Origin of the sequence: Novosphingobium sp. B 225 (assembly GCF_002198665.1) — a bacterium.
GTDB lineage: Bacteria > Pseudomonadota > Alphaproteobacteria > Sphingomonadales > Sphingomonadaceae > Novosphingobium.
In genome coordinates this window covers 141,359-157,657 of the sequence record NZ_MWLM01000062.1, presented here as the reverse complement: position 1 = coordinate 157,657, position 16,299 = coordinate 141,359, and the positions used below count along the sequence as shown (strand labels likewise).

Here is a 16,299-nt window from a genome sequence, read left to right as displayed (position 1 = left end):
AGGCATAGGGCAGGCTGTGACTTCAGGGCAAGGAGAGGATCATGAGTGCACAAACCGGCGTGAAGCGCTGGCACGACTATATGAACAGCGGGGCTGATGCCGATCTGCTTGGTGCGATGCTGGCGGATGATGCTGTGTTCCACTCGCCCGTGGTCCACTCACCGCAAGTGGGCAAGCCCAAGGTCATGCTCTACCTGCTCAGCGCCGCCAAAGTGCTGGGTGGTGACCAATTCCGCTATGTCCGTGAATTGCTTGACGGCAATGACGCCTGCCTGGAATTCGAAGCCGAAATCGATGGGATCCACATCAACGGGATTGATCTGATCCGCTTTGATGACGCAGGTTTGATCAAGGATTTCAAAGTGATGGTCCGTCCAGTTAAGGCCGTGAACAAACTCTGGGAAATGATGGCGGCACAGCTTCAAGCGGGAAGTTGAAGCAACGACCTCACAACGGATAATCGCTCCTCAACCCCCGCCAGCGGCAGATCGATCACGTCATAGCCATAGCGCCGCCACGCTGCGATGATCGCCCGATCGCTCTCCACCGCCTCTTCCCAAGTCTGGATACGCTCGGCATCCTGGCGATAGATTTCCGCCCACGGCGCCGCGCGCAGGATTGGGCCGTGATAGCGGATGGTACGGCAAACCTGATCGAGCCGCAGTGGAATGGCTTGGCCCGTTAGGTCATAGAAACCAACTACATCGGGAAACCCGCGATCGAACATCACTGGCTGCACTTCGCCCGAAAAGCGCTGATACTCGCGCAAATGCGCGTCAAGCATGGCCTCGGCGAACAGCAAGGGGTCCGTCTCGCGCAAGGCCATTCCACCGGGCTGGCGCAGCAATTCGCGCGCCAATTCCGGTGAAGTGCGGATGCCCGCAGCACCCGCCGCATCGAGCAAGGTTGTCTTCCCCGCCCCCGGCGCGCCGGTCAGCACGGCGTGGCGGGGCCGAACGCCGGTCAAATGCTGCTCGATCCGTCGATCCTTAGGCCCCCGCCCGCGCTCCATTCAGCCTCAAGCGGCGGTTCCCACAGACCTTCCATGAAATCAAACATTTGCTTGTTCACTTCCATCGCATAGGTCTCGCCGCGCTGCGTGTTGCGGCGGTTGACGCGAAACCAGCGGAGGTCAGCGGGGACATCGATGAAGTGGACCACGGCGGTCAGTCCAGTCTCGGCGGCAAGTGCTCGGAATTTGTCACGGTGGGCCAGTTTGGTGAAGCCCAGATCGAGCAGCGCCGGCACCCCGCGCTCCGCCAGTTGCCGGACCATGGCAAAGATCTGCGCCTCGCAGCGATTGACGCGCTCCATCGTCCACGCGAACTGGATCGGCTGCGGGCTATCGGCCCAGAACAGCGCGGTCATCCATTCATCAATCGAGAACCGCACTGCCCCAAGCTCGTCTGCTAGCTTGCGGGCGTAGGTCGTTTTGCCGGCCCCAGTGCAGCCAACGATCAGAATCATGTCGGCAGGCATACAACTTCACTTCCCGGGCAACGCGCCCTCACCCGCTCATCCTGAGCTTGTCGAAGGAAGTCAGCCCGCATTCGCATCCTTCGACAAGCTCAGGGCGAGCGGGGCTGGATTGGGGTCGCAATTGCGCAACAGCGGCCCCAATTCACAAATCCCTTACTGATTCATCGCCGCAAAGAAGTCTTCGTTGCTCTTCGAATCCTTCATCTTGTCGAGCAGGAATTCCATCGCATCGATGGTGCCCATCTGCATCAGGATCCGGCGCAGCACCCACATCTTCGACAGCTTGTCCTTACCGACCAGCAGCTCTTCCTTGCGGGTGCCGCTCTTGCCGACATCCAGCGCCGGGAAGATGCGCTTGTCCGCAACCTTGCGGTCGAGCACGATTTCGCTGTTGCCGGTGCCCTTGAACTCTTCAAAGATCACTTCGTCCATGCGGCTGCCGGTATCGATCAGCGCGGTGGCGATGATCGAGAGGCTGCCACCTTCCTCGATGTTACGGGCCGCGCCGAAGAAGCGCTTGGGGCGCTGCAGCGCATTGGCATCAACGCCGCCGGTCAACACCTTGCCCGAACTGGGCACCACGGTGTTGTAGGCCCGGCCGAGGCGCGTGATCGAATCGAGCAGGATCACCACGTCACGTTTATGTTCGACCAGTCGCTTGGCCTTTTCGATCACCATTTCGGCCACCTGAACGTGGCGGGTGGCGGGCTCGTCAAAGGTTGAGGAGATCACCTCGCCCTTCACGCTGCGCTGCATGTCGGTGACTTCTTCCGGGCGTTCATCGACCAGCAGCACCAGCAGGAACACTTCGGGATGGTTGTCGGTAATTGCCTTGGCGATGTTCTGCAGCAGCACGGTCTTGCCGGTGCGCGGCGGGGCGACGATCAGCGCGCGCTGGCCCTTGCCCTGCGGCGAAATGATGTCGATCACCCGCGCCGACTTGTCCTTGACCGTCGGATCGAGCGTATCGAGGTTGAGCCGTTCATCGGGATAAAGCGGGGTCAGGTTGTCAAAATTGACCCGGTGACGGACCGCCTCGGGATCGTCGAAGTTGACGCTGATCAGCTTGGTGATCGCAAAATAGCGTTCGCCGTCCTTGGGCGCGCGGACTTCGCCTTCCACCGTATCGCCGGTGCGCAGGCCCCATTTGCGGACCTGGTTGGGCGACACGTAAATATCGTCGGGCCCGGCAAGGTAGTTCGCTTCGGGGCTGCGCAGGAAACCGAATCCGTCAGTCAGCACTTCGATCGTGCCCTGCCCGATGATTTCCTCGCCGTCCTCGGCCAGTTCCTTCAGGATCGCGAACATCAGATCCTGGCGGCGCAACGTCGATGCGGCTTCCACCTCAAGCTCTTCGGCCATTTCGACCAGCTCGGCGGGGGTTTTCTTCTTGAGTTCTTTAAGATGCATTGCGGGGGTAAATCCGTGTGGGAGTGTCAGTCTGAATGGCCGGCGGATCGATGGGCTTGGGGAAAGCAGATCATGCCGCGCATGGGGCGCGGGCTTGTGCCGGTGGCGTGCAGATAGGCTTTTGCGGGCGAGAGGTCAATGATTCACGCGGAGGGGCGAGGAAGAAGGAAGGGGGGTTCACGCAGAGGCCGCAGAGGAAGCAGAGAGGCGCGGAGGGGTTGTGCTGGCGGCGAGGCCGCGCTGCAGTACCGACGTTCCGGCAGGTCGCACCGTTGCAGGAAAGCAAGAGCCTGCGGCGCGAAACAGCAACTCTGCACCTCCCTATCTTCTCTGCGGCCTCTGCGTGACCCTGTCAGGATTCTAGGCTTGCGCAGAGGCGGATCTTCTCAGGAGAGAGACGGTATTGCCGCAATGATCGGAATGTTGGGGGGAGCTGATATTAGGGATTGAGCTGAACCCAGATGACCGTCACGCCATATTTTTCCGCCCAAGCCCCCGCAGCCGCAAGGGCGGTCTCCAGCGAAACATCGTCCTCGGCTAGGGAGCCGTAGCCTACCCATTCCCCTGTCTGTTTCCATGAACCGCCGGAGCCGTAAAACTGGCCACCGACTGCTTCTACGACAAGCCATCGCCCCTCGTCACCCACATTGGGTACGGGTTCTCTTGGTGAGAGGTAAACAACATCGACCACAATGCTTTTTTGCGAACTTTCCCCTTAACTGCAATGTCGTCGTGTCCGGAATGTCCGGTCTACGTCACCGCACGACCTCCAATTCAGGCAGACCGAAACGCATTCGTAATCGGATAGCGCCGATCCCGCCCAAAATTTCGGGTGCCGAGTTTGACCCCCGGCGGGGCCTGACGGCGCTTGTATTCGGCGAGGTTGAGCAGGCGTTCGATCCGGACCACCACGTCGCGGTCGAACCCTTCGCTGACCAGTTGATCGACGCTCTTCTCGTGTTCGACCAGCCCGAGCAGCAGCGCGTCGAGTACCGGATAGGGAGGGAGTGAATCCTCGTCCTTCTGGTCGGGGCGCAGTTCGGCGCTGGGTGGGCGGGTAATGATTCCGTCGGGCATCACCGGGCCGTCGGGGCCCAGCCCGATCTTGGGCCTGTGCGCGTTGCGCCATTTGGAAATGGCGAAGACGGTCATCTTGTAGGCGTCTTTCAACGGGTTATAGCCGCCCGCCATATCGCCATAGATCGTGGCATAGCCGACGCTCATCTCGCTTTTGTTGCCAGTGGTCAGCAGCATCGGCCCGAATTTGTTGCTCAGCGCCATCAGGGTCACGCCGCGGATGCGCGACTGGACGTTTTCTTCGGTGATATCGACTTGCGCGTCGGCAAAAGTGCCTTCCAGCATCGTGTCGAAAGCATCGACTGCCGGGGCAATCGGAATCGTATCGTACCGGCACCCGATCATCCGCGCGCAATCGGTGGCCAGATCAAGGCTCAGCTGGCTGGTGAAGCGGCTCGGCAGCATTACGCACCACACCCGGTCTGGCCCCAGTGCATCGGCAGCAATCGCTGCGCAAATTGCGCTGTCGATCCCGCCCGACAGCCCCAGCACCACGCCCGGGAAGCGGTTGCGATCCACATAGTCGCGAAGCGCCAGGACCATGGCGCAATAGATGTCCTCGGGATGATCGGCGAGCGGGGCGATCTGTCCCTTGTCGCAGCGCCAGCCGGTCGCGGTGCGTGTCCAATGGGTGGTAACCTCCTGCTCTTCCCAATCGTTCATCTGCACGGCCAGACTGCCATCACCATTGACCACAAAGCTGGCCCCGTCGAACACCAGTTCGTCCTGACCGCCAACCCGGTTGAGATAGGCTAGCGGCAATCCGGTATCGACTGCGCGGCGCTTGGCCACCCCGTCGATCCGCAGCGTATCCTTGTCGATCTCGTACGGGCTGCCGTTGATGCAGATCAGCAGTTCGGCGCCGAAATCGGCAAGGTGGCGGCAAACGTCGGGATGCCAGATGTCTTCGCAGATCGGCAACCCGATCATCACGCCCTTGAACACAACCGGTTCAGGCAGCGGGCCGGGCTGAAACAACCGAACCTCGTCAAAAGTGCCGTAATTGGGCAATTCGTGCTTGAAGCGAACCTCGGCAATTCGGCCTGAATCGAGCAAGGCCACGCCGTTATGCAGGCTGCCGTCGCGCACGAAGATCGAACCGACCAGCATCGCGGGCCCGCCATCAGCCGTGGCCTGCGCCATGGCCTCCAGCTGTTCTGCCGCGCGCGCGACAAAGGCCGGTTTGAGCACCAGATCCTCAGCCGGATAGCCAACCAGCTGCATTTCCGGAAACACGATCAGGTCAGCCCCGGCGCTGCGTGCCCGTTCGCGCGCCGCCAGCATTGCCGCCGCATTGCCAGCAATATCGCCAACCGACTGGTTGAGCTGGGCAAGGGAGATGGAAAGGCTGTCGGTCATCGTCGCACCCTAGGCGGGGGGCAGGGTCCAGCGCAAGGCTCAGAACGGGCGGACCACCACCATGATCACGATCACCGCTGCCGCAAGTCCGGGCACTTCGTTTACGATTCGCAGCATCTTGCCGCTCCAGCGGCGTTCGCCCCGCGCCAGCGCCTGCGCATAATTTGCAAGCCACACCTGATAGGCCGACAGGGCCAGTACGGCGGCCAGTTTCACGTGGAACCAGCCTTGTCCGAAATAGCCCATCTGCCAGGCAATCATCAGCCCCAGCACCCAGGCCACAACCAGCGATGGCCACATGATGATCTTCAGCAGGCGCTGTTCGCGCTGAATCCACAGCGCATTGTCAGGCGAGTCCGCCGCGCATTCCTGATGATAAACGAACAACCGCGGTAGCATGAACAACCCGGCCATCCAGAAGATCACGAAAATGACATGGCCGGCCTTGAGCCAGAGATAGGTCACGGAAAGCACCCATTCGACGTGTTCGGTCATACGCAGCCCTAACCCTTTTGCGCGCACCTGCAAGTGGGGTCACGCGCCGGGATTTAGGAAGTGCGGATCACTTTCGCCAGCCCCTGACCAGCGCAAGCAAAGCTTCGACCTGTTCGATCGGGGTGGTCTGACCGATTCCGTGCCCCAGGTTGAACACGTGCGGGCGGCCCGCAAAGGCATCAAGGATCCGCAGCGCCTGCTTTTCCAGCTCGGCCCCGCCTGCCAGCAGCAACAGCGGATCGAGATTGCCCTGCACCGGCAGACCCGCCGGCAATTCGCGCGCGGCCCAGACCGGGTCGATCGTTTCATCGATCCCGACCGCATCAACCCTTGTCTCACGGGCATAGGCCGGAAGCTTTTCACCCGAACCCTTGGGAAAACCGATCAGTGGCACATCGGGGAAGCGCGCCCGGATCTGGCTTACAATTGCGGCGTTGGGGGCGATCACCCAGCGTTCGTATTCGGCGGGAGCCAGGCTGCCGGCCCAGCTGTCAAACAGCTGCACTGCTTCGGCACCGGCCTGGATCTGCCCAGCCAGGTAATCCACGGTCACTGTAACGATGGCATCGATGATCGCCTGGAATGCCTGCGGATCGCGATAGGCCATAGCGCGGGTTTCGTGCTGGTCACGGCTACCCTCACCCGCCACCATATAGGTCGCGACAGTCCACGGGCTGCCGGCAAAGCCCAGCATGGTCTTGTCCGCGGGCAAGGCTGCCTTGACCAGCCGTACGGTCTCATAGATTGGGCTCAGTCGTTCAGGCACCGCGGTCAGGCTGGTCAGCGCATGATCGACCAGTCGCGGCGACAGGTGCGGGCCTTCACCGGCAAGGAATTCCAGATCCTGCCCCATGGCATAGGGCACAATCAGAATGTCCGAAAACAGGATTGCGCCGTCGAACCCGAACCGCCGGATTGGCTGCAAGGTGATCTCGGCCGCCGCTGCGCTATCATAGACCAAGGGCAGAAATCCGCCCTTTTCAGCCCGCAAGGCGCGGTACTCCGGCAAGTATCGTCCGGCCTGGCGCATCAACCAGACTGGTCGCTCAGGGGCATTCTCACCGCGCAGGGTACGAAGCAACAATCCGGGCATCGAACGTGGTTCCAATCAAATACAAATAAGATTCTATATAAGGATGTAGATAGTAGTTGGCCTGTGGATAGCGCGAACAGCCGCGCCTTGCCCGATTTGTCCCGGTCTGAACAGGGGGCACGCGCAGGGCCGAATCCCCGCCCTTGCCGGGTCAAGCAGGACTTATCCTCTCTATCCCCAGCCTGTGGGAATCACTTTGCACATGTCCACAAGTACCCCGCAGAAATCGCGTTAGCGGGCAGGAAACACAGTCCGAAACTTGTCCCCGCCTTACTCCCGTGGTTTATGCAAGCATCTGTCCACAGGGATGGCGCATGCCCCGGCTCAACCTTCACCTCCTGTCCGATTCCACCGGCGAAACGCTTGAAGCCATCGCCAAGGCGGCGCTGGCGCAGTTCGAAGGCGCAGATGTGGTGCGCCATTTTTGGCCAATGGTCCGCTCGCAGCAGCACCTTGACCGGATCATGGGCGATGTCGCGGCCAATCCGGGGCTGGTATTCTACACCATGGCCAGCGCGGAACTGCGGCTCAAGCTGGAAGAGCGCTGCGGGGTGCTGGGCTTGCCGGTTGTGGCAGTGCTCGATCATGCGATTGGCGCGCTAGAATCCGCCCTCGGCCAGCATCCACGCGCCCGGCCCGGCCGCCAGCACGTGATGAACGAGGCCTATTTCGCGCGAGTTGATGCGATTCACTATACCATCGCCCATGATGACGGGGTGGCGTGGGAGGATTGGGAAGAGGCAGACATCGTCCTGGCCGGCGTGTCGCGCACGTCCAAGACCCCGACCAGCATCTACCTCGCCAATCGCGGCTACAAGGTCGCCAATATCCCGATCGTGGTGGAAAGTCCGCCACCCACAGCCTTGTTCGGCTTGAAACACCCGATGGTCGTGGGCCTGACTACCGCGCCAGACCGGTTGATCCAGGTTCGCCGCAACCGCTTGCTCTCGCTCAACCAGGCTCCAGAGACTGCCTATGTCGATGCCGACCGGGTCGCGCGGGAATTGGCCTTTGCGCGGCGGATGTACGCTGACAATGACTGGCCGGTAATCGACGTCACCCGTCGTTCGATTGAAGAGACCGCGGCGGCGGTGATCAACCTTTATAACCAGTCGCGCACCCCCAAGGATTTCGGCGCATTATGACTCTGGTGCTCGCCTCGCAAAGTCAGTCACGCCGGGACATGCTTGAAGCCGCCGGGATCGCGTTCGAAGCCTGCCCGGCGCGGATCGACGAGCGCGCGCTTGAGGCCGGCATGGCGGGCGCCGCCCCGGCCCAGATTGCGCTAGCCCTGGCAGAAGCCAAGGCCCTGGCAATTTCACAGGCCCGCCCTGGCGCGCTGGTGCTGGGCAGTGACAGCCTGGTCCAGGTCGGCGTTCGGCGGTTTGACAAGCCCGCCAGCCGCGCAGAAGCCGCCGCGCATCTGCAATTGTTCTCGGGCCAGACCATGGAATTGCACAGCGCCGCCGCACTGGCGCGTGATGGCGTGGTGCTGTGGCGTCATGGCGAAGTGGCGAAATTGCAGGTCCGCCCCCTTTCGCAAAGCTTCATCGACAGCTACCTCGCCCGCGAATGGCCCCAGGTGGCGGGCTGTGTCGGAGTGTTCCGGATCGAGGCCTTGGGGGTGCAATTGTTCGACCAAATCGAAGGCAGCCATTTCACCGTGCTGGGCATGCCGCTGCTGGCTGTGCTCGGCGCGCTCAGGGTCCATGGGGACCTGGCCGCATGACCGGGCGCGCGGATCGCCCGCTGCCGCTGCTGGCGGGGTTGATCGGCTGGCCGGTGGCCCAATCGAAATCGCAGAAGATCCACGAATTCTGGCTTAACCGGCTGGGGATCGACGGGCATTATGTGCGGCTGCCGGTGCGCCCGGGCGAAGTGGCCCGCGCCTTTCGCGGGATGGTCGCGCTCGGCTTTGCCGGGGTTCAGGCCACCATGCCGCACAAGCGCGCCTGCTATGATCTGGTCGATCACCACACGCCTGCCGCCAAAGCGCTGGGCGCGGTCAATACCGTGATTGTCGAGGAAGACGGCACCCTGACCGGGGAAAACACCGATCTGCCCGGCTTCGTCGAACCGCTCGCGGGGTTGGACCTGTCGGGCGAACGGGTCACCGTGCTCGGCGCGGGCGGAGCAGCGGCGGCGGTGATCGCCGGACTGGTCAGCCTGGGCGCGCGCGACATTGCCGTGGTCAATCGCACGGCCGAAGGGACCGCGCGGCTGCTCGATGATCTGGCCGCCACCTTGATGTCTTGCCGGGTCGAGGCGCTGGGCTGGGATCAGGCCCAGCAGGCCGCCGATCGCAGCGCGCTGGTCGCCAATGCCAGCTCGCTGGGCATGGAAGGGTTTCCGCCGCTGCCGCTGGCGGTGGATAGCCTGCGCGGCGATGCGATCGTCTATGACATCATTACCCATCCGCACGACACCCCCCTGCTCCGCGCCGCCGCCGCGCGCGGTCTGCGCACGCATGACGGGCTGGAAATGCTGGTCGGCCAGGCGCGCGAGGCGTTTCGCCGGTTCTATGATGCCGAACCGCCGAAGGATGGCGATGCGGACCTGCGCAAGCTGCTGATCGGATGAGCGCGAAGCCGTTCATTCTGGGCCTGACCGGCTCGATCGGCATGGGCAAAAGTGCGGTCGCGGCGATGCTGCGTGGGCTGGGCGTGCCAGTGTTCGATGCCGATGCCGCCGTCCATGAATTGCAGGGGCCAGGCGGGGCCTGCATCGAACCGATCGAACGCGCCTTTCCCGGCACGACCGGCCCGGACGGGGTTGATCGCCAGAAACTGGGTGCGGCAGTGTTCGGCAATCCTGAAAAGCTCAAGCTGCTGGAAGCAATCGTCCATCCCGAAGTGGCGGAAATGCGCCGGGCCTTCCTGGCCGATAATGCCAACGCACCGCTGATCGTATTCGATATTCCGCTGCTCTATGAAAAGACGGGACAGCACGGACTGGATGCGGTTGTGGTGGTTTCGGCCCCGGCCGCGATGCAGCGCGAACGGGTCCTGGCCCGGCCCGGGATGACCCCGGAAAAGTTCGAAAAGATCCTCGCGCTGCAAGTGCCGGATGCGGAAAAGCGTGCCCGCGCCGATCATGTTATCGATACTGGGGTAAGCCTGGCTGAAACGCGTCACGCGGTGCAAGCCCTGGTTCATGCCATCACGGCGGGCCTGCCGCCAAAATAGCGTCACAAATAGCGCGCTGGCCCCCTTGTCAGCCGCGCCGGACAGGCCCATGTTCGCTTTGAAATGCGTGAGATTATTTTCGATACGGAAACCACCGGGCTCGATCCGCGCAGTGGTGACCGGCTGGTTGAAATCGGCTGCATCGAGATGGTCAACCGGGTCACCACCGGTGAAACCTTTCACTGCTATTTCAACCCCGATCGCGATATGCCTGCTGCCGCGGAGGCGGTGCACGGCCTGTCTGCCGCTTTCCTCGCAGACAAACCCCGCTTCCATGAGCGCGCTGCCGATTTCCTCGATTTCATCGGGGATTCGATGCTGGTTGCGCACAATGCCGGATTCGATTTCGGCTTCATCAATATGGAGCTTGAAGCTTGCGGGCTGGAACCGGTCAGCAAGACCCGGATGATCGATACCGTGGCTCTGGCCAAAGTGCGTCATCCGGGCGCCAAGCTGTCGCTTGATGCGCTTTGCACCCGCTATGGAATTGATCGCAGCCACCGCACCTTGCACGGGGCCTTGCTTGATGCCGAATTGCTGGCGCAGGTCTATGTCGAGCTGACCGGCGGGCGCCAGATTGGCCTCTCGCTTGCGGCTGAATCCACCCAGATTGTCGCTGCTCCGGTGGAAACGCCGGTCCGGCAGCGCACCTTTCGCCCCGCTCGCCCGCACCGGGCCAGCGAAGCGGAGCTGGCGGCGCATGCCGCTTTCCTGGAATCGGTGAAATCGCCCTTATGGAACGAATGATCTGGTCCCGACGATAACCACAGGAGAAGGTACCGCATGGATATTCGTGTTTCCGGCCATCAGATCGAAACGGGCGAAGCATTGCAGGTCCACGCGCAGGATCGGCTGACGGCGATTGCCGACAAGTATTTTGCCGATGCCATTTCCAGTCAGGTCACTTTCAACCGCGCACCCGCGGGCGCCTTTCGTTGCGATATTGTGACCCATGTGATGCAGGGTCTGATCCTGAAAGGTGCGGGGATTGCCCATGATGCCCATGCCGCGCTGGATCAGGCAGCGGAAAAGATCGACAAGCAGTTGCGCCGGTACAAGCGCCGGATCAAGGATCGTCACGAACAGTCTGCCCATGCCCTCAAGACCGAAGAGGCCGCTTACACGGTTTTTGTCGAGCCCGATGAAGATGCCGAGGAAGTTACTGTCGATGCTCCGGTGGTGATTGCCGAAACCCGGGTCGACGTGCCCGAAGCGACGGTTTCCGACGCGGTGATGATGCTCGACCTGCGCAACACCAACGCGCTGCTGTTCAAAAATGCTGGCACCGGCAAGCACAATATGGTTTACCGCCGCGGAGATGGTTCAATCGGCTGGGTTGAACCTTCCTAGCGCCGGGAGTAAAGGCGCGCACAATTTCCGGGTGAGTGCGGGGGTTTCTGCTGCGGTTCGGTCCGTGGCCCCGGTCCCCTGTTCTCACCCGCCACGCAATTTTCGGAACACAGCGCCCGCCTATGACCGCATTATTCACCTTGTTGCCCGAAGCTGTCGGCACGATTGATGCCGATAGCAAACAGGCCATCCTCGAACAGCTCGCGAATCGGTTCGCCCAGGTTTACGGGCTCGATCCCGTCCTGGTGCTCGAACGCATCGAAGAACGCGAAAAACTGGGCTCTACCGGGTTCGGGCGCGGCGTTGCGATTCCGCATGCGCGGATCCCCGATCTGGTGCGCCCGGTTGCAGCCTTTTTCCGGCTTGGCTCCGCTGTTGCCTTTGATGCGGCCGACGGGATGCCGGTGGATGTTGTGTTCGGGCTGCTTTCGCCCGAAGGCGCGGGAGCGGCGCACCTTCATGCGCTCGCTGCGATCAGCCGGATGATGCGCGACGATGCGATGCACGCGGCACTGGGCGAAGCCCCTGGGGCCGAAGCGATCTACGCCCTCCTCGCCAATGTCATCGACCGCGACGCCGCCTGACAGCGCGCCGGTCGGCGCTGAACTGCACTGGCGGGCGCTCGAAACGCTTTATGCTTCCGCGCCCGTCAACGCCTTGTTCGATTCGGCCCTGGCGATCCAGGGCGAAGGTCGCTCGCGGATTGAATTCACGATTGACCGCAAGTTTTACCATGCCGCCGGCGCGGCGCATGGCACGGTCTATTTCAAGATGCTGGACGATGCGGCTTTTTATGCGGCCAACACGCTGGTTACGGACAAGTTCCTGCTGACCACCTCGTTCAACCTCCATTTCAGCCGTCCGGTCAAATCGGGCCGGGTCGTGGCCGAAGGACGGTGGATTTCGGGGCGCCGCCGGGTGCTGGTTGCGGAAAGCCGGCTGATCGATGCTGACGGCGAGGAGATCGGGCGCGGCACTGGCACTTTCATGCGTAGCCGGATCGCGCTGTCCTCGCTTGCGGGCTATGCTCCTCCGGTGATCGGCTGACCCGCTTGGAACCGCGCCTGTCCGCTCACCTCGAGATTAACGCTTTGATCCGGCGGGTTGCCGCCGAGGGCGGCTTTGGCAGCGTGCTGCAAAAGGGTGAACCCGACGCCGGCACAATCCTGGTCGTTTTGACCGAAAGGGGCGGAAATGCGCGGGTTTTTGAACGGATGCCCGACCATGACGGGCACCGCAAATGGACCCTTTCAAAGCTTCAAAACCCTGAAAATAAACGCGAAATCGATGAATGGCTGGACCGGCGCGGGGCTCAGGACCCGGATCTGTGGATAGTGGAACTGGATATCGTAGATGGTGAACGGTTCATCGGATTGACCGACTGAGCAGGTTGACTTTGCTGCGCTGCGGAATCAAGGGGCGGCACTTTCGTTGCGCAGGCGGCGCTTTGGGCAGACAGGCCCGGGACGCAAGCACGCAGACGGGGGGCAGCCGGCAGGATTTCCGGCTTGGGGCATGGGGCCGTCAGGCTGATTGAACCAACCGATCCTGCGCCGGGCGCGTCCACCGCCCAGTTAGAATTAGGCATGAGTAAGCAATTGAACCGGGCCTCGGCGATCGCCGTTGCCGCTACTTTCTTGACAGTACTGATTGGCACCCAAGGGTCCGGTGCCGCTGCGGAGAGCAAGACTCCCGTGGAAATCAAACAGGAACCCGCCCTCCATCCCGGCCTGTTGTCCAGCCGCTGCCCGGCGAAAGCGCCGTTGTGCCTGCGCAGGACCAGACGGACAGCGATACGCCTCCCGCCGCCACGCTTGGCGCGCTGGTATCGGCCCAGCCGCAACCGGGCGAACTGTCGCGCGAACTCAACTGCCTCGCCGGGGCAATCTATTTCGAAGCCAAGAGCGAACCGTTGGCCGGTCAGCTGGCCGTTGGCCGGGTGATCGTTGCCCGCTCCAAATCGGGCCGCTTCCCCAATTCCTACTGCGGTGTGGTGTTCCAGCCCTCGCAGTTCTCGTTCGTGCGTGGCGGCGGCTTTCCAGCGATTGCCCGCAAGTCGGCGCAGTGGAAGAACGCGGTCGCTCTGGCCCAGATCGCCCACGAAGGCACCTGGCGCAGCCCGGTTGAAGGTGCGCTCTATTTTCACGCCACCAGCGTGAGCCCCGGATGGCGCATGAAGCGCCTTGGCCGGGTAGAGAACCACGTATTCTATCGCTGAGAATGCGTTGACGGGATCGGCCAAGCCGATCCCTCGCGCGACACCGGCCCGCTGCCGTGACCCGAAGTCGCAAAACGTCCGGGGGACGTTTTGTCGGGGCGCCCCGACCATCCGTTGGCCGGACCCTATAGGTGGTCGGGCCGGAGGAGTGGCCCGGTGTTGCCTTCCGCCGCGAGGCGGCAATTAGCGTCTGAGCTGCACCCAGACCGGCGCATGGTCGCTGGCCTTTTCACGCCCGCGATGCTCCTTGTCCACGCCGCAGGCCTCCAGCCGGTCGGCCAGTTCCGGGCTAAGCAGGGCGTGGTCGATCCGGAACCCGTGATCGCGCTGCCAGGCACCGGCCTGATAGTCCCAATAGGTCCAGATCCCGCCCTGGGGATTGTGGGTGGCCAGCGCGTCGGTCCAGCCCTGGTTGAGCAGGCGCAGATAGGCGTCGCGCGATTCGGGCTGCATCAGGGCGTCTTCGGCCATGGCCTTGGGGGCCCAGATGTCGCGATCGGTCGGGATCACGTTGAAATCACCGGTGACGATGGCCGGTACTTCCTCGGCCAGGATCGCGGCCATGCGCGCGCGCAGCCGTTCCATCCACGCCAATTTATAGTCAAACTTCGGCCCAGGCCGGGGATTGCCATTGGGCAAGTAGATGTTGACCACCCGCACCCCAAACACCTCGGCTTCAAGATAGCGTGACTGTTCGTCGTCCGGATCACCCGGCAATCCGCGCTGCACTTCCACCGGCTGCGCGCCGTCGGCCAGAATCGCCACGCCGTTGAAGCTTTTCTGGCCGTGCCACAGGGCATGATAGCCCAGCTTGTGGAACTCGTCGGCGGGAAACCCTTCGTCCTGGGTCTTGATTTCCTGAAGGCATGCAACCGCCGGGCGCGTTTCTTCGAGCCATTCGAGCAGGCGCGGCAGGCGTGCCTTGATCCCGTTGATATTGAAAGTTGAAATCCGCATCAGATGGCGAATGATGACCCGCAGCCGCAGCCCGAGGCCGCCTGGGGGTTTTCCACCTTGAACGCCGCGCCGCCGAGCGATTCGACATAATCGACCACCGAGCCAGCGACCAGATCAAGGCTGACGGGATCGACCACCAAGGTCACCCCGTCGGTCTTGACTGCCAGATCGTCTGCGTCAGCTGCATCGGCCAGGCCGAATTTGTATTGAAAGCCTGAACAACCGCCGCCTTCAACCGAAAGCCGCAGGATGGCCGGCTTGCCCTGCTTCGCCGCAATCGTGGCAACGCGGGCCGCAGCGGAGGGGCTGAGTGTCATGGTCTGGATGTCCATCCAGTGGATGTAGGCGCTCCGGCTTCGCCAAACAAGCTCAGGCGCTCTGGATATAACTCCGCATCGCCTCGGCCTCGCTTTCGATCCGGTCGATCCGGTATTTCACCAGATCCCCGATCGAGACGAAGCCCTGCACTGCGCCGGATTGGACCACTGGCAAGTGGCGGATGCGGCGGCGGGTCATCAGGCCCAGCGCGTCCATCACATCGGTGGCGGGATCGACCGTGATTGCGGGCGCGGTCATCACTTCGCCAACGGTCTTTTCCAGCATTGCGGGTCCATGCGCGGCGAGCTGATAAACCACGTCACGTTCGGAAAAAATCCCGGCGATCACGCCGTCGCGATAGACCGGCAAGGCACCGATCCTGCGCTCGGCGAGCATGGCCACAGCCTCACGCACACTGGCGCTGGCATCGCAGCTGACGATTTCCGGAGCATGGCCTTCGATCAGGCGCGCAATTGTCATCACCGCTCTCCCGCATCGTTATGATGCGTGAAGATGTCACGATTCGCCGCGCTTGGCGAGTCCGGGCTTATGCGGGCGTTTCGGGGTAGAGCCGGAACTCTTCGACCGGTGCGCCGCCGACCAGATGTTCCTGGATGATCCGTTCGAGCACCGGCTGGGTGCACGAATGGTACCAGACCCCTTCGGGATAGACCACGGCGACCGGCCCGGCGGCACAGATCTTGAGGCAATCCGCCTTGGTCCGGGCAATCCCGCCATCGCGGTCAAGCCCTAGTTCCTTGAGCCGTTTCTTGAGGAATTTCCACGCCGGGGCACCCACGGCGGCGCTGCAACACTCACCTTTCTGGGCCTCGGCGCACAGGAAGATGTGGCGGCCGATCTTGTCGCCGCCGCAGGTTTCCAGCGCGGCGCGGGCGCGGGTCAGTTCGGCGGGATCGGCGCTCATGCCCGCAATACCCATTGTTCCAGCGTGGCGCGAAAGGCATCGGGCAGCGGGGCCGGGCGGTCATCGCGGATGCAGACCAGGGTGGAGCGGGCAAAGGCGATCGGCTTGCCTTGCTGGATCAGCATCTGAACCACCGTCCAGCTGCTGCGGCCCAGTGCCTCAACCCCGCAATGGACCGTGATCGGCAAAGGGAAATGCCCTTCGGCCAGATAGGCAATTTCCGTGCTGGCAACCATCGCGCGGTGGCCAACCATGCCTTCCCTGAACCCGCTGCCATGGTTGAAGCGCACCCGCCCATCCTCGAACATCGCCGCCAGCGCGACGTTGTTGAGGTGGTTGTTGGGGTCCATGTCCGCAAATCGGGTCGAGATTTCATGGACGAAGGGATAGCGCCCCGCGCTCAGCAGGGCCGGATCAGGTTTGGCCATGGGCG

At 62.5% G+C, this 16,299-nt stretch carries 23 protein-coding genes; 11 read left to right on the top strand and 12 right to left on the bottom strand.

What is annotated here, in order from left to right; translation table 11 throughout:
* The first annotated feature begins 41 nt into the window (after positions 1-41).
* Positions 42-437 carry a nuclear transport factor 2 family protein gene (locus tag MNBBLIKP_RS11990; RefSeq protein ID WP_088310483.1) on the top strand — a complete coding sequence of 132 codons (396 nt, stop codon included), beginning with the start codon at positions 42-44 and terminating at the stop codon, positions 435-437.
* Here the strand turns inward: MNBBLIKP_RS11990 and MNBBLIKP_RS11985 are convergent.
* From MNBBLIKP_RS11985 to hemE, 7 genes are all read right to left on the bottom strand, one after another.
* Positions 422-967, bottom strand: a complete 546-nt coding sequence (locus MNBBLIKP_RS11985) for an AAA family ATPase (RefSeq protein WP_254913026.1) — start codon at positions 965-967, stop codon at positions 422-424. The two genes, MNBBLIKP_RS11990 and MNBBLIKP_RS11985, sit on opposite strands and share 16 nt — an antisense overlap.
* Entirely contained in the window at positions 964-1,467 is a 504-nt protein-coding gene (locus tag MNBBLIKP_RS11980; RefSeq protein ID WP_088310560.1) for an AAA family ATPase, read from the bottom strand. Before MNBBLIKP_RS11980 ends, MNBBLIKP_RS11985 begins: the two co-directional genes overlap by 4 nt.
* A gap of 165 nt (positions 1,468-1,632) precedes the next feature.
* Entirely contained in the window at positions 1,633-2,889 is a 1,257-nt protein-coding gene (gene rho, locus MNBBLIKP_RS11975) for a transcription termination factor Rho (RefSeq protein WP_088310481.1), read from the bottom strand.
* Positions 2,890-3,328: 439 nt separating this feature from the next.
* Positions 3,329-3,580 carry a hypothetical protein gene (locus MNBBLIKP_RS17800; RefSeq protein ID WP_140420597.1) on the bottom strand — a complete coding sequence of 84 codons (252 nt, stop codon included), beginning with the start codon at positions 3,578-3,580 and terminating at the stop codon, positions 3,329-3,331.
* 83 nt (positions 3,581-3,663) lie between these two features.
* Positions 3,664-5,325, bottom strand: coding sequence for an NAD+ synthase (locus MNBBLIKP_RS11970; protein WP_088310480.1), 1,662 nt, complete (start codon positions 5,323-5,325; stop codon positions 3,664-3,666).
* Positions 5,326-5,364: 39 nt separating this feature from the next.
* Positions 5,365-5,820 (bottom strand): CopD family protein, encoded by a 456-nt coding sequence (locus MNBBLIKP_RS11965; RefSeq protein ID WP_088310479.1) that lies wholly within the window; start codon positions 5,818-5,820, stop codon positions 5,365-5,367.
* A 67-nt stretch (positions 5,821-5,887) separates the two neighbouring features.
* Entirely contained in the window at positions 5,888-6,913 is a 1,026-nt protein-coding gene (hemE, locus tag MNBBLIKP_RS11960; protein WP_088310478.1) for a uroporphyrinogen decarboxylase, read from the bottom strand.
* Between the two features lie 314 nt (positions 6,914-7,227).
* On the opposite strand from hemE, the gene MNBBLIKP_RS11955 reads away from it, so the two are divergent.
* The 10 genes from MNBBLIKP_RS11955 (at position 7,228) to MNBBLIKP_RS11910 (ending at position 13,666) form a co-directional block, all read left to right on the top strand.
* Positions 7,228-8,058, top strand: a complete 831-nt coding sequence (locus MNBBLIKP_RS11955) for a pyruvate, water dikinase regulatory protein (protein ID WP_088310477.1) — start codon at positions 7,228-7,230, stop codon at positions 8,056-8,058.
* Complete coding sequence (locus MNBBLIKP_RS11950) at positions 8,055-8,642, top strand: Maf family protein (protein ID WP_088310476.1); 588 nt, start codon at positions 8,055-8,057, stop codon at positions 8,640-8,642. Before MNBBLIKP_RS11955 ends, MNBBLIKP_RS11950 begins: the two co-directional genes overlap by 4 nt.
* Complete coding sequence (locus MNBBLIKP_RS11945) at positions 8,639-9,493, top strand: shikimate dehydrogenase family protein (protein ID WP_088310475.1); 855 nt, start codon at positions 8,639-8,641, stop codon at positions 9,491-9,493. Before MNBBLIKP_RS11950 ends, MNBBLIKP_RS11945 begins: the two co-directional genes overlap by 4 nt.
* A complete protein-coding gene (coaE, locus tag MNBBLIKP_RS11940) occupies positions 9,490-10,098 on the top strand; it encodes a dephospho-CoA kinase (protein WP_088310474.1) in 609 nt (202 codons plus the stop codon). The genes MNBBLIKP_RS11945 and coaE overlap by 4 nt, the downstream gene beginning before the upstream one ends.
* Positions 10,099-10,161: 63 nt before the next feature.
* Positions 10,162-10,845 (top strand): DNA polymerase III subunit epsilon, encoded by a 684-nt coding sequence (gene dnaQ, locus MNBBLIKP_RS11935; protein WP_088310473.1) that lies wholly within the window; start codon positions 10,162-10,164, stop codon positions 10,843-10,845.
* Between the two features lie 36 nt (positions 10,846-10,881).
* Positions 10,882-11,448 carry a ribosome hibernation-promoting factor, HPF/YfiA family gene (gene hpf / locus MNBBLIKP_RS11930; RefSeq protein ID WP_088310472.1) on the top strand — a complete coding sequence of 189 codons (567 nt, stop codon included), beginning with the start codon at positions 10,882-10,884 and terminating at the stop codon, positions 11,446-11,448.
* A 122-nt stretch (positions 11,449-11,570) separates the two neighbouring features.
* A complete protein-coding gene (locus MNBBLIKP_RS11925) occupies positions 11,571-12,032 on the top strand; it encodes a PTS sugar transporter subunit IIA (RefSeq protein ID WP_088310471.1) in 462 nt (153 codons plus the stop codon).
* Entirely contained in the window at positions 12,007-12,495 is a 489-nt protein-coding gene (locus MNBBLIKP_RS11920) for a PaaI family thioesterase (protein WP_088310470.1), read from the top strand. Before MNBBLIKP_RS11925 ends, MNBBLIKP_RS11920 begins: the two co-directional genes overlap by 26 nt.
* A 5-nt stretch (positions 12,496-12,500) precedes the next feature.
* Positions 12,501-12,833, top strand: a complete 333-nt coding sequence (locus tag MNBBLIKP_RS11915) for a DUF1491 family protein (RefSeq protein ID WP_088310469.1) — start codon at positions 12,501-12,503, stop codon at positions 12,831-12,833.
* Positions 12,834-13,213: 380 nt separating this feature from the next.
* The gene (locus MNBBLIKP_RS11910) at positions 13,214-13,666 is read left to right on the top strand and encodes a cell wall hydrolase (RefSeq protein ID WP_254913025.1); all 453 of its coding nucleotides are present in this window, start codon (positions 13,214-13,216) and stop codon (positions 13,664-13,666) included.
* 183 nt (positions 13,667-13,849) lie between these two features.
* Here the strand turns inward: MNBBLIKP_RS11910 and xth are convergent, their stop codons facing one another.
* From xth to MNBBLIKP_RS11885, 5 genes are all read right to left on the bottom strand, one after another.
* Complete coding sequence (xth, locus tag MNBBLIKP_RS11905) at positions 13,850-14,623, bottom strand: exodeoxyribonuclease III (protein WP_088310468.1); 774 nt, start codon at positions 14,621-14,623, stop codon at positions 13,850-13,852.
* A complete protein-coding gene (erpA, locus tag MNBBLIKP_RS11900; protein ID WP_088310467.1) occupies positions 14,623-14,955 on the bottom strand; it encodes an iron-sulfur cluster insertion protein ErpA in 333 nt (110 codons plus the stop codon). The genes xth and erpA overlap by 1 nt, the downstream gene beginning before the upstream one ends.
* A 37-nt stretch (positions 14,956-14,992) precedes the next feature.
* Positions 14,993-15,421: a CBS domain-containing protein gene (locus MNBBLIKP_RS11895; protein ID WP_088310466.1), complete on the bottom strand. Its 429-nt coding sequence runs from the start codon at positions 15,419-15,421 to the stop codon at positions 14,993-14,995.
* A gap of 67 nt (positions 15,422-15,488) precedes the next feature.
* The gene (locus tag MNBBLIKP_RS11890) at positions 15,489-15,866 is read right to left on the bottom strand and encodes a (2Fe-2S) ferredoxin domain-containing protein (RefSeq protein ID WP_088310465.1); all 378 of its coding nucleotides are present in this window, start codon (positions 15,864-15,866) and stop codon (positions 15,489-15,491) included.
* Positions 15,863-16,294: an acyl-CoA thioesterase gene (locus tag MNBBLIKP_RS11885; RefSeq protein WP_088310464.1), complete on the bottom strand. Its 432-nt coding sequence runs from the start codon at positions 16,292-16,294 to the stop codon at positions 15,863-15,865. Before MNBBLIKP_RS11885 ends, MNBBLIKP_RS11890 begins: the two co-directional genes overlap by 4 nt.
* Positions 16,295-16,299: the final 5 nt, after the last annotated feature.